11 protein-coding genes are annotated in these 12,891 nt (G+C 51.1%); 3 read left to right on the top strand and 8 right to left on the bottom strand.

Features of this window, described 5'->3' with window-relative positions:
• Nucleotides 1–17 precede the first annotated feature (17 nt).
• Nucleotides 18–224: a DUF1657 domain-containing protein gene (locus tag Pmgp_RS03540; protein WP_134212593.1), complete on the bottom strand. Its 207-nt coding sequence runs from the start codon at nucleotides 222–224 to the stop codon at nucleotides 18–20.
• A 110-nt stretch (nucleotides 225–334) separates the two neighbouring features.
• On the bottom strand, nucleotides 335–541 hold the full coding sequence (locus Pmgp_RS03535) for a DUF1657 domain-containing protein (RefSeq protein ID WP_134212592.1): 207 nt from the start codon (nucleotides 539–541) through the stop codon (nucleotides 335–337).
• Between the two features lie 196 nt (nucleotides 542–737).
• On the opposite strand from Pmgp_RS03535, the gene Pmgp_RS03530 reads away from it, so the two are divergent.
• Nucleotides 738–1,418: a DUF421 domain-containing protein gene (locus Pmgp_RS03530; protein ID WP_134212591.1), complete on the top strand. Its 681-nt coding sequence runs from the start codon at nucleotides 738–740 to the stop codon at nucleotides 1,416–1,418.
• A gap of 103 nt (nucleotides 1,419–1,521) precedes the next feature.
• Here Pmgp_RS03530 and Pmgp_RS03525 read toward each other — a convergent pair whose 3' ends face one another.
• The 4 genes from Pmgp_RS03525 to Pmgp_RS03510 all read right to left on the bottom strand — a co-directional run bounded on the left by Pmgp_RS03525 (nucleotide 1,522) and on the right by Pmgp_RS03510 (nucleotide 7,542).
• Nucleotides 1,522–2,340 carry an alpha/beta fold hydrolase gene (locus tag Pmgp_RS03525; RefSeq protein ID WP_153189181.1) on the bottom strand — a complete coding sequence of 273 codons (819 nt, stop codon included), beginning with the start codon at nucleotides 2,338–2,340 and terminating at the stop codon, nucleotides 1,522–1,524.
• A 306-nt stretch (nucleotides 2,341–2,646) separates the two neighbouring features.
• Entirely contained in the window at nucleotides 2,647–3,948 is a 1,302-nt protein-coding gene (locus Pmgp_RS03520) for a bifunctional folylpolyglutamate synthase/dihydrofolate synthase (protein WP_134212589.1), read from the bottom strand.
• A gap of 127 nt (nucleotides 3,949–4,075) precedes the next feature.
• Nucleotides 4,076–6,736 carry a valine--tRNA ligase gene (locus Pmgp_RS03515; protein WP_427910008.1) on the bottom strand — a complete coding sequence of 887 codons (2,661 nt, stop codon included), beginning with the start codon at nucleotides 6,734–6,736 and terminating at the stop codon, nucleotides 4,076–4,078.
• Between the two features lie 377 nt (nucleotides 6,737–7,113).
• Complete coding sequence (locus Pmgp_RS03510) at nucleotides 7,114–7,542, bottom strand: TIGR04086 family membrane protein (RefSeq protein ID WP_134212587.1); 429 nt, start codon at nucleotides 7,540–7,542, stop codon at nucleotides 7,114–7,116.
• A gap of 191 nt (nucleotides 7,543–7,733) precedes the next feature.
• Here Pmgp_RS03510 and Pmgp_RS03505 point away from each other — a divergent pair, with 191 nt between their 5' ends.
• On the top strand, nucleotides 7,734–8,816 hold the full coding sequence (locus tag Pmgp_RS03505; RefSeq protein WP_134212586.1) for an ABC transporter substrate-binding protein: 1,083 nt from the start codon (nucleotides 7,734–7,736) through the stop codon (nucleotides 8,814–8,816).
• A 123-nt stretch (nucleotides 8,817–8,939) separates the two neighbouring features.
• Nucleotides 8,940–9,560, top strand: coding sequence for a hypothetical protein (locus tag Pmgp_RS03500; RefSeq protein ID WP_134212585.1), 621 nt, complete (start codon nucleotides 8,940–8,942; stop codon nucleotides 9,558–9,560).
• Nucleotides 9,561–9,833: 273 nt separating this feature from the next.
• On the opposite strand, the gene yihA is transcribed toward Pmgp_RS03500, so the two are convergent.
• Complete coding sequence (gene yihA / locus Pmgp_RS03495; protein ID WP_134212688.1) at nucleotides 9,834–10,424, bottom strand: ribosome biogenesis GTP-binding protein YihA/YsxC; 591 nt, start codon at nucleotides 10,422–10,424, stop codon at nucleotides 9,834–9,836.
• A complete protein-coding gene (gene lon, locus Pmgp_RS03490) occupies nucleotides 10,424–12,841 on the bottom strand; it encodes an endopeptidase La (protein WP_134212584.1) in 2,418 nt (805 codons plus the stop codon). Before lon ends, yihA begins: the two co-directional genes overlap by 1 nt.
• Nucleotides 12,842–12,891: the final 50 nt, after the last annotated feature.

Here is a 12,891-nt window from a genome sequence, read left to right as displayed (position 1 = left end):
CTCCTTCAACGTATTGGCTAGAAGCCTTTGTACTGCGGCTCTTCAAATTCTAAAACACCGAGTCTCTTTTCCAAATTCTTTATAATAATAGCAATCTTTTGCGAATTGCGGTTCAGTATTTCCTTTGCTTCCGGGTCTCCCCCGGATGAAGAAAAGGTTTCTAATGTGCCCTGAACGCCCTTAAGGCTGGCCAGGGTTTGCTTGACCTGCGCACTGATTGTCATACTTATTTACACCTCTGCCTTGACAGTATTCTGTATATCTAAATAAGTTTATATACAAAAACCGAAACCGGATCCTGGTGATCCGGTCTCCGGGCTGGATACCCTTAATGTTAAAACCCTTTATACTGGGGCTCTTCATTTTCGATTTGGGTAACCCTTGGCTCCAGGGAGTCAACAATTGCTTTAGTTTGCTGGGCGGCGCTGGTAAAAAGCTGTTTTGCCTGCTGATTCTGGGTTTGGAGAGCAAATGTCTCAAGGTTTGCCTGGCAACTTTTCAGGTTGGCCAGTGTCTGCTTTACCTGGGTTCCGACTGTCATTGCGTTTACCTCCCCGTTTACGGACTTTTTTGCAAATATAATGGTCTCCCCACAATAAAATTTTATTCATAGATTTTTAATGGTATTAAAGGAGCCAATAGTAAGAACATATGAAGAGCATTGGTAGAAACAGACAAAATATAATTAATAACGCCGGGGAATAATTATAGAGATTAATTTGCAAAGGAAGGATAATATGCTCCTTGGGATTATACGCACAATAATTTTGTTTGCTGTAGTAGTTATTGGTTTGAGGTTAATGGGAAAGAGGCAGGTAAGTCAGCTCCAGCCATACGAACTGGTAATCGTCATTATGCTTTCAGCGTTGGCTGCAATTCCAATGGAAAATACCGGAGTGCCCCTGGCCAGCGGCCTTTTTCCGATTTTTACTTTGTTAGTGGCTCAGGTTGCACTATCGTATGTCTCCTTAAAAAGCGAGCGGGCCAGGGGGGTTATCTGCGGTATTCCCAGTGTGCTGATTGAAAACGGAAAAATTATCGAAAAAGAACTGGCCCGGATTCGCTACAATATTAACGATTTACTGGAGCAGTTGAGAGCCAAAAACATGCCCAATATTGCCGACGTGGAATTTGCTATTCTGGAAACCAGCGGTGAGTTGAGTGTTATTCCAAAATCCCAGAAAAGGCCCATAGTTCCGGCGGATATGAGTTTGCCTACGAGGTATGAGGGCTTGCCTATTACACTTATTATTGACGGCTATGTATTCAACAAAAATCTGGCTAAAATCAACCTTAATGAGGGCTGGTTAAAATCAGAACTGCAAAAATTTGGTGTAAACAGCTTTAAGGAAGTACTTTATGCAAGTCTCGACACCGAAGGGAAGTTATTCTATCAGGTCAAGTCAAAAGCGATATAAAATTTCCTCCAAAGGAGTTTCGACTATGAGGTTGAAGCCATAAGACTCAAAAATATATTGTAAGAACGGGTTTAATTTTGTTACCTCCTCTCCGGCAGGGGTATCAATGGTTATTATTTGTGCGGGTTGGATCAGACGGACAGCAATAAACTAAAATTATATAATTTGCCACTTTTTCAAAGCATAATATTTGCATATGACTCCCCAAATCTTTAAAAACCCCGCGTAATAAATTGGCGGATATTATATATCCCCTGTTTAACGTATATCCATACTCATCTGTCAGACAGGACAACAGCGGGTTAACAACGATATCCTGTCTGGTTCCGAATGTAGCCAGATAAATACCTGCCTCAGTCATCCTGCGGGCAGCTTCAATTCTTTTTTCTACTATTCCCAGCTCATTTCTCAATTGGTATTCGGCCGCTAATTGTTTGACCACAGAAGAACCCCAAACGCTCCGGAAAGTTGCAAGGATATTAACAATCCGATAATATGATATACCGATCAGAGGAGAGTTAAGAGTTATAACCCCCTTAATGGGTTCCGGTTTCTCCAAATGGTACTTTATAACGTAATCAAAGGCAATCCTGCCACCGAGGCTATGACCCACCAGTACGTACCGGGCGTCCGGGTGATGCAGGGTAAATTCGTCAATCATGTTTTTTAAGTGCATAACACTAAACTGAATGGGTTGACCGGTATCTACCGGTTCATATGGATTTGGATCCCACCGGCCTGCTTCTACTTTTCCGCCGGTATAGCTATACATTAAAAAACGTTCATCATTATATGTGAGTCCTACCTGGTTAAATTTACTGCGAATATATTCAAATCCCATCTGGTTATATGGTGTGCCGTCACAATGGGAATCAAGTCCAGACAGGAAAATAACATAAGTTTCTTTTTCATTAACCGGCAATGCCAATTTCTCAAATGGAATCAGCGGATCTGATTTTAGATTTATTGTTGCTATTAAGTACACTATTATAAAAATATTTACCAAAACTACAGATAAAGCTAACAGGCGTTTATTTAGAGACAGTATAAAAATTACCTCTTTGACTAAAATTTTTTTTAATGGAATATCTAAATTATTATGAAATAATCTTATTTTTTGTAATTATCCCTTAAATATACTTCAGTACATCAAAATACAACATTTACACATTTTTTCATAAGATAAAAAAGACGCCTAATGGACAAAACCGTCATCAGGCGCCTATCCTTAATCCGCATTCCTTAGTTTTAGCAGATATTCTCTCGCCTCGGCCACCATATAGAGGGAGCCGGTGACGCAGATAATTTCCTCCGGGCCTGCCAGGGAGATGCCTTTTTCCACCGCTTTTCCAATATCCTCCTCCAGGTGCACCTCAGGCGCGTAAAGCCCGGCTGCCCCGGCCAATTCACGCCAGTTGCCCGCCCTGGGGCTGTTAGGTTTGGTCACCACCACCGCCCTGGCTGTTGATGCAAGTTCCGCGGCGACTTTAGACCGCTCCTTATCTCCAAGCATGCCAATAACCAGGATTATACCCCTGGACGGGAAATATTCTTCAAGCGCCAGGCGCAGGCTCCTGGCGCCTTCGTAATTATGGGCGCCGTCTATGATTACCAGCGGCTCCCGGCGCATGATTTCCAACCTGCCTGGCCAGTTTGCCGCCGCCAGACCGCTGCGGACGGCAGCGGCGCTTATATCCACACCCATTTCCATCAAAACTTCAGCCGCGGCAACCGCGGTCGCCGCGTTCACCTGCTGGTGACTGCCCAGTAAGGGAAGCGCCAGGTCATGGTAAGTCGCCCTGACCCCCCGGATGGTTAGATTTTGACCTGCCAGAGAGTGCGAAATGTGCTCCCAGGTGACATCACGCCCTACCTGTGTCAGCCGGCAGCCTTTTTGCCGGCAGGTCTCCTCGAGCACGCTCAGTCCTTCCCCGGAAGCGGCGGTTATCACCGGAACCCCCGGTTTGATGATACCCGCTTTCACCCGGGCAATTTCTTCAATCGTATGGCCCAGATAATCCATATGGTCCATAGCTATGTTGGTTATTATCGTAAGCATGGAAGGAGCCACATTGGTTGAATCGATGGCTCCTCCCAGACCCACTTCCATCAGCGCAAAATCCAACATTTCCCGGCTGAAATATAAAAACGCCAGGGCGGTACCCACTTCAAACTCGGTGGGATGTTCAAAACCGCCGGCCACCATATCTTCCAGGTGGGGGCGAAGCTCCTCGATCAACCCGGCGAGCCGTTCCCGGCTTATCTCAACACCATTGATCCGGAACCGCTCGGTATAAGAGTGCAGGTGGGGCGAAGTAAACACACCCGCCCGGTAACCCGCTGCTTGCAGTATTGACGCCAGTATGGCGGTAGTGGAACCCTTACCGCTGGGACCGCCGATATGCACAATCTTCAACTTGCGATGCGGGTTGCCCACCCGGTTAAGCAACTCTTCAATACGTCCCAATCCCAGATTAATACCGAATTTAGTCAGGTTGTTCAGGAATGCTATAGCCTCATTAAAGTTCATCTGCTCGCCTCACAATTGGAAGTGAGAAGTGGGACGTGGGAAGTGGGATTCAGGCATTCCTCTTGAGATTTTAACCCTTGAGCCTGTCTTTCATGCTCACGTCTCGCTTCTCACGGCTCACGTCATATTATTTGCCTCCGGTCAGCATAGACAGCCTTTCTTTAATGGCCGTTTGCTTGCTGGACAGTTCTTCTTCTTTGGCTTTTTCTTTTTCCACCACGTCCGCCGGGGCTTTGCTTAAAAATCCGGGGTTGCTGAGCTTGCCCTGCACGCGGGCCAGTTCCTTCTCCACGGCGGCCAGTTCTTTTTCCTGGCGGGCCACTTCCTTGTCCACGTCAATAAGGCCTTTCAGCGGAACAAAAATTTCAACACCCCTGGTTACGGCATGGGCAGCCTGCTCCGGCGGCTGCTCAAGCGACTTGTGCGTTTTTATTGCCGCTCCGGCAAGCGCCTCAATATATCCGGTTCCTTTTTCCAGAACTGCCCTGACCGCCTTGTCAGGCGCGACCAGCAGTACTTCCGCCCTGCGCCCCGGCGGCACGTTCATTTCACCGCGGATATGCCGGATGGCCTTGATCACATCCATTAGTGCACCCATTTCATGCTCAGCATCCTGGTCAATCAGTTCCCCGCGGGCTGCCGGCCAGGGCGCCCGCATGATTGTCACCCCGTGACCCGGCAGGTGCTGCCAGATTTCCTCAGTGATAAAAGGCATAAAGGGGTGAAGCAGTTCGAGAGCTCCTTTTAAAACGGAAGATAAGACGCTCTGCGCCGTATACCTGTCCGTCTGGTTTGTTTTGCCGTAGAGGCGTGGCTTGGCCAATTCAATGTACCAGTCACAAAACTCACTCCAGATAAACTCATAGAGGACCCTGGCCGCTTCGCCCAGTTCATAGGCCTGCAGGTAGCCGGTGACATCGTTGATCACAGCCTGATAACGGCTGATAATCCAGCGGTCGGCCAGAGTATAGGCGCCGGGCCTGCCCTCAGGGTCGAAGTCCTCCAGGTTCATCAGGGTAAAGCGGGAAGCGTTCCAGAGCTTGTTGGCAAAATTACGGGCGCCTTCAAGCCTCTCAAAATGAAAGCGCAGGTCATTGCCCGGAGTATTGCCGGTGACCAGCATGAAACGCAGGCTGTCCGCCCCGTGCGACTCAATCACGTCAATAGGGTCGACACCGTTGCCGAGTGATTTGCTCATTTTACGCCCCAGCGCGTCCATTACCAGCCCGTGAATAAAAACATCGCGGAAAGGTACTTCATTCATAAAGGCCAGGCCGGAGAAAATCATCCGGGCTACCCAGAAAAAGATGATATCGCGGCCCGTCACCATGACCGTTGTGGGGTAATAGTAAGCCAGGTCCAGGGTCTGCCTGGGCCAGCCAAGGGTGGAAAACGGCCAGAGCGCCGAGGAAAACCAGGTATCCAGGACGTCCGGGTCCTGTTCAACATTTAAGCTGCCGCAGCGGGCGCATTTTTTTACCGGCGCTTTGGAAGCTGTCATCTCTTCACAGTCCCGGCAGTACCATACCGGTATCCGGTGCCCCCACCACAGCTGGCGTGAAATACACCAGTCACGTATGTTCTCCATCCAGTTTAAATAGATTTTGGTGAACCTTTCGGGAATAAACCTGATCCGCCCGTTTTTCACAGCCTCAATGGACGGCTCGGCCAGGGGCTTCATCTTTACAAACCACTGCCGGGACAGCATCGGCTCAATAACAGTGTTGCAGCGGTAGCAATGTCCCACCGCGTGAGCGTGGTCTTCCGTTTTTAAGAGATAGCCCTGCGCATCCAAATCGCGCACGATCTTTTTACGGCATTCGTAGCGGTCCAGGCCCTGGTAGCGCGGCCCGGCCTCCTCGCTCATTTTGCCTTCCTTGTCAATGACTATGACCTGGGGCAGGTCATGCCTCCTGCCAACCTCAAAGTCATTGGGGTCGTGGGCGGGAGTAATCTTCACAACCCCCGTGCCAAAGGAGGGGTCCACATACTCGTCTGTAATAATGGGCATTTCCCTTCCCACCAGAGGCAGGATCAAAATCTTGCCCACCAGGTCCCGGTAGCGCTCGTCACCGGGGTGCACCGCAACAGCCACGTCGCCAAGCATTGTTTCCGGGCGGGTAGTAGCCAGGGTAACATGGCCGCCGCCGTCCTTAAACGGGTATTTTATATGATAAAAATGCCCGGGCTGGTCAAGGTGTTCAACCTCAATGTCTGAAATGGTGGTGTGGCACTTGGGGCACCAGTTGGTAATATAATAATCCCTGTAGATAAGCCCTTTCTGGTAAAGTTTAATGAACACTTCCAGGACAGCTTCCGAACAGCCTTCGTCCATCGTGAAGCGCTCCCGCCGCCAGTCGCAGGACGCCCCGAGCCTTCTCAGCTGAGTTGTAATGCGGCTGCCGTACTGCTCCTTCCAGACCCAGACCCTTTTTAGGAACTCCTCCCGGCCGAGTTCGTAACGGGATAACCCTTCTTTGGCCAGTGACTCCTCAACCCTGGCCTGCGTGGCGATTCCCGCATGGTCCGTACCCGGCAGCCAGAGCGCGTTGTAACCCTGCATCCTTTTCCAGCGGGTCAAAATGTCCTGGAGTGTATTGTCCAGGGCATGTCCCATGTGCAGTTGGCCCGTTACGTTGGGCGGTGGCATCACAATACTGAACGGCTCCTGTTCCGCATTGACAGTAGTGTGAAAAAACCCGCTTTTTTCCCAGAAGCTGTACCATTTATCCTCCACCAGGCGAGGATCGTATGTGGATGGGATTTCTGCTGTGGACAATGCTTTCACTCCTCGTAAAGTATTACAAAAAAACCCCCTCCGTCTTCAAGGACGGACGAGGGGTTCATCCGCGGTACCACCCTGATTCCAGAAAGAACGCAAACGAACGCAAGATGTGATCTTCACATCCCACGTCCCACGTCTCATACTGGCCGCTCTAATTCGCTGTAACGGGCTGACCCGCCCGAGCTTACTTCTATTTCTGCGCGGGAGCTCCGGGGCGACGGTGACAGGCGCGGGCAGGAAACCTTGCAGCCTGGGGCTTCCTTCTCTAGCGGCATTCGGCCTTGCCCGGGGAACCCTCCCCTCCCTTTCATTGCTTCTTAAATATAACTTACAAAAAATATAATAAAGATTTTATGGGCTGGTGTCAACCGCTGCAATTTTTACTTTCCCATCATTGAACGGGCTTTTTTACGGTCGCGCCAGTTCACTCCGGCCAACCCGCCGATTGAACCCGCCACACCCAGCGCAAACATGCGCCAAAACAGGTCGCCAAACGCGATGCTTTCCATATGGCCGGCTAAAAACAAGCCGGCCAGGAGCAGGCCATAACAAAGACCTGCTAGAAAACCATGCAGCAGCCCCATTGTGCCTGCCGCCCGGCCGCATGCCGCCCCGCCGAGGACAGCGCCGATTATTGAACCGGCTGCCAAAAAGACTCTGACATCATAAACCGGGCCTGCCGAAAGAGCCACCCAGGCAAACATCAGGACGCAAACAGCCAGTGCCGAGCCCATAGCCCAGGCCAGTCCCCAAAATACAGCCCCTGCTTTTAACCTCCTAAACGCTGGTGCTTGCCCCGGCCAGATCATAAATGTTAACCCCCTCAATCCAACACCCCCTGCAAAAATTTTAATTAATTACTATGCCGCGGCTGCCATTTTATGCAATATTTGCCTGCCTGGCTGTCAGATTGAGTGGCCAAGGAGGACTTTTTTCTAGTATGAAAACCTTTTGCTCTAAATAGAAATAAAAAGATCACAAGTTACTGGGGGTCTGGAACTTGCGTTACCGGGTTAAACTAGCTCTGGTTGTGCTGATAGTAGTTTTATTGGGAGCGGCTATAGCCGCCGCACCAAGATTAATGAGGCCGGCCGCGGTCAAGCGGGTTGTCTCGGTCCGCGTGCTAGAATCGGTCCGCTCACCATATTTCCTGCCGCAGTACCTGGCGCAAAACCTTGGTTTCTTCAAAGAAGAGCATTTGCAGGTCAGCATAAGCACTACCAGCCCGGAGGCGATACGCGCCGCTTTAGCGGACGGCAGGGCGGACATAGTAATTTGCGGCATGCAGAAGGTAATATTCAACCCCGATAACAAGGCGCCCCGGCCGGTTGTGTTTGCGGCGGCGGCAGCCAGAGACGGGTCTTTGCTTTTAGCCCGCAAAGGCAAAGATACGGAAGACTTCCAATGGCAAAAAATGAAGCGAAAATCCATTATTGGCGGGTCGCATGACGACAGCTCCGAAATAGCTCTGGAGGATGTCTTAAGGCGCAATAACCTGCAGCCTTACCGGGAGGTGACTATTTATAACAATATCCCCGACACGCTGCGTATGGGCGCCTTCCGCACCGGCACCGGCAATTATATTCAACTGCTGGAGCCGGACGCTTCACTGGCGGAATTAAAAGGCTACGGACATGTGGTGGCATCGGTAGGAAGCGCCGCGGGTGACATGGTAGTGACCGCCTACGCCGCCCTGCCCGCTTATGTCGAATCAGACCCGGAGGTTATTCAGCGCTTCACCAACGCCATCTATAAAGCCCAGCTTTGGCTCAGCCAGCACAGTGCGGAAGAAGCTGCGGAAGCCGCGGCTCCTTCCTTCCCCAGCCTGGATAAAATAATCCTGCAAAAATCCATTGAGCGCTACCGGTCGCTTGGGGTATGGAACTGCAGCCCGCTGCTGTCCAGGGAATCATATGAAAGGTTCCAGTCCGCGGCCAAAGGAGCCGGCGAAATTGCCGCCGCAATCCCTTATGAGTCAGCAGTTGTTACCAGTTTCGCCAGTCAGGCTATAGAAACTGTGACATACGTCCGTAACGATGAACAGCCAAAGAAAAAAACGCTGTTCAACCTTTTTAGCCGGTAAAATGTTTTGAGACCTCCAAAGCAGGAGGTTTTCTTTATGTGCAAAATTCAAACTGGTTTTCCCAATGTATTAATTGAACCGCAGCAGAAAACAATATGAAAAACTCGATGGGAGGTTCTTTAGTTGCGTAAAATTCTAATCCTCATTTTGCTTGTTTTCTTCTGCCTGGGCGCAGGCTGCGCGGCGGCGCGAAAAGTAGAGCCCACACCCGCGCCGGCGCCGTCGGTAATCCCGGAAACATCCAAAGTGGGCTTTAGCCCGGTCGACTTAAACAAGGCGCCGGATGTGATCAAAAATATCGCCTCGGCTATTTCAGACAGAGAGGCGGCAACTTGGGCTCAGGTCAACGGTGTTAATTACATTCTGGTCAGTGTAGGCAAAAACGCAACAAACAAAGTGGAGATCAGTGACGTCATTCAGAAAGTCCCGGCGCAGGATTTCATCTGGATTGAGGTAGCGGGTAAATACACAAGCCTTAAAGAAGGCGAAAAAAGCAGCCCGGTTACAGTAATCAGCCTCAACCTCCAGAACAAGACTATCAATGGTGTCGGGTTTGAGCTTACCAAAACCGCAGCCACGGGAACCACTCAAACCACGCCAACCCCGGCGCCCACGACACCCGCTCCGGTGACGCCGGCGCCTAAAATTACACCGGCGCCAACAACAGAAAATAAAACCACACCGGCGCCGGCGAAAAAAGAACAAACCCCTTCAAACGGAACGGAGCGGAAGACCCAACAATAACATACATATTGAAAAGAGTGAGGCAAGAGAACGGTTCTCTTGTCTCACTTATTACTACAATTTAGTTGTAGGCCGTAAGCTGTAGGGCGCAGGTATATCCTGCATTCCTATTAGTCGTTGGCCGTAAGTCGTTGGCTGTAGGTATATCCTGCATTCCTAACAGGTCTTCGAGCTAAGAAAATCACATGCATACCTACGCCGTACGCCTTACGGCTTATGGCTTACAGCATGGTTTTTCTCACGGCCCACTTCCCACGTCTCACGTCTCAATTCTCACGTCCCGTTGACCCAGCCCGCTATTACCTCGAGCAGATCTTCTCGGCCCAGGCCGGTTTCGGCGGAAAAAGGGATCAGGCGGTCTCCTTCAGTTAAAGACAGGGTTGCGCGAATCACCTTGACGGACTGCAGCAGCCGCATGCGGGGCAGCTTGTCCGCCTTGGTGGCTGCCACCACGGCTGGGATGCCGCGGTGTTTGAGCCAGCCGTACATCTGCAGGTCCAGGGCTGAGGGCTGGTGCCGGCTGTCGACCAAAAGCACAACCCCTTTCAGGGTCTTCCTGGTGGTGAGGTAGCCTTCCACCATCTTGCGCCAGCTTTCCCGCTCGGAAGCCGGAACCTTGGCATAGCCGTAGCCGGGCAAATCGACCAGGTGGAACAGACCGTTTACCAAAAAGAAATTGATCAGGCGGGTCCTGCCCGGCGTATTGCTGGTGCGGGCCAGACCCCGCCTGTTCATCAGCCTGTTTAAAAGCGATGATTTCCCCACATTAGAACGCCCGGCCAGGGCTACTTCTGGAAGCTCCCCGGCCGGGTAGTCAGCGGCTTTAACCGCGCTGGTCACAAATTGAGCACTGGTAACTTTGATCATGAGGGTATGTGGGTCCCTTCCTCGTTAACAATTGCGGGCTGATAAGGAGGCGTGGGCGGGACAATAGGAGTGTCAGCCGACAGAGTCACCGGCACATACGGCTTCGCGGTCAAAGCTGACTCCAGGACCTGGTCCATATGATCAACCAGGATAAAGTGGATCTTATCCTTCACCTTTTTCGGTATTTCATCCATGTCCTTTTTGTTGTCACTGGGCAGGATCACAGTTTTAATACCTGCCCGGTGGGCCGCCAGCACCTTTTCCTTGATTCCCCCGACGGGCAGCACCCTGCCCCGCAGGGTGATTTCACCGGTCATGGCCACATTGTGGAGCACTTTGCGGCCGGTAATGGCTGAGGCCAAGGCCGAAGCCATGGTTATACCCGCCGATGGCCCGTCCTTGGGTATCGCTCCCTCCGGAATATGGATGTGGATGTCCTGTTTGTCGTACAAATCCTCATCAATGCCCAGCTCAGCAGCCCGGCTGCGGATATAGCTGTAACCCGCCTGGGCCGATTCCTTCATCACGTCGCCCAGCTTGCCGGTCAAGGTCAGCCGGCCGCTGCCTTTATAAATCGAAACTTCAATCGCCAGGGTGTCTCCGCCTACTTCCGTCCAGGCCAGACCTGTAGCAACACCCACCTGGTCATCCATCTCGGCTACGCCATAGCGGAAACGGGGCGTCCCTAAAAACTGGTTAAGGCTCTGAGCGGTAACCTGCACCTTTTTCACTTTGTCAGTCACTACCTGCCTGGCGGTCTTACGGCAGATTGAGGCGATCTGTCTTTCCAGGTTGCGCACGCCTGATTCACGGGTATACTCACGTATAATCTTACGGATGGTATTTTCCGATAACTTAAGCATATCCTTGGTCAGCCCGTGCTCTTTAATCTGTTTGGGGATCAAATGCCTTATGGCTATCTGAACTTTTTCCTCTTCCGTGTAACCTGAGAGATAAATAATCTCCATCCTGTCCTGCAGGGGACGGGGTATGTTCTGCTGCACATTGGCGGTGGTGATGAACATTACGTTGGACAGGTCAAAAGGAGCCTCAATATAGTGGTCGCTGAAAGTATTGTTCTGCTCCGGGTCCAGCACTTCCAGCAAGGCCGCTGAGGGGTCTCCACGAAAGTCCATGCTCATCTTGTCAACTTCGTCAAGCAGGAAAACCGGGTTCTTGGAACCGGCCTGGCGAATACCCTGGATAATCCTGCCCGGCATGGCGCCGACATAAGTGCGCCGGTGCCCCCGAATTTCAGCCTCATCCCGCACACCACCCAGGGACATCCGGATAAATTTCCGCTCCAGGGCACGGGCGATGGACCTTCCCAGTGATGTTTTGCCCACACCAGGCGGCCCTACAAAGCAAATAATCGGCCCCTTCATCTTTTTAGCCAGCTTGCGGATGGCCAGGTACTCCAGGATGCGTTCCTTTACAGTTTTCAGACCGTAGTGGTCTTCTTCCAGAATGTTTTCAGCAGTCTTAAGGTCCAGGCGGTCCCGCGTGCTCTTATTCCACGGCAGTGACAGCAGCCAGTCCAGGTAGTTGCGCACAACCGCCGCCTCCGCAGCCATTGGCGGCATTTTTTCCAGCCGCTCTACTTCCTTAAGCGCCTTTTCCTCCACCTCTTTAGGGAATTTAGCCTCGGCGATTTTCTCCCTGAGTTCTTCGCCCTCAGCCATACGTTCATCTTTTTCACCCAGTTCCCGCTGGATGGCTTTCATCTGTTCGCGCAGGTAATATTCCTTCTGGGTCTTTTCCATCTGTTTGCGCACACGTATATTGATTTTGCGCTCCAGCTCAACAATTTCAAGCTCCTTGGCCACTATAGCACAAAGTTTTTCAAGACGTTTAACAATATCCGCGGCCTCAAGGATACTCTGCTTATCTTCTATGCGCAGCGCCAGGTGGGAGGCGATTATATCGGCCAGCCGCCCCGGCTCCTCAAGGTTAACCACAGAAACAACGGTTTCGGGAGGGATACGCTTTGACAGCTTGACATACTGTTCAAACTGGTAAACCAAGCTGCGCATTAACGCCTCAATCTCGCTGTCTTTCTCAAATTCTTCGGAATATTGTTCAACTTCCACCAGGAAGTACGGGTCGTCAGATATAAAACTGCGCACTTTGGCTCTGGCTATGCCTTCGACTAGGACCCGGATGGTGCCGCCGGGCAGCTTCAAAAGCTGCTTTACTTCGGCAACGGTGCCGATCTGGAAAATATCATTCTCTCCTGGTTCATCGGTCTGCGCTTCCTTCTGAGTGGCGAGAAAAATCACCCTGTCCCTGATCATTGACTCCTCAATAGCCTGCACTGATTTAGCGCGGCCTACATCAAGGTGTATGACCATGTAAGGGAAAACCAGGATACCTCTTAAAGGCAATAAGGGCAATACCTTAAATTCAGATCTCAAAGCTGCACCCCCTTTTCTGTATTGTGTTGCTTTTAATGGCAAGTTTTAGT

This window comes from Pelotomaculum propionicicum (assembly GCF_004369225.1).
Classification (GTDB): domain Bacteria; phylum Bacillota; class Desulfotomaculia; order Desulfotomaculales; family Pelotomaculaceae; genus Pelotomaculum_B; species Pelotomaculum_B propionicicum.
Note: the sequence above shows the minus strand (reverse complement) of the source record. Positions and strands in the feature narration are given on the sequence as shown.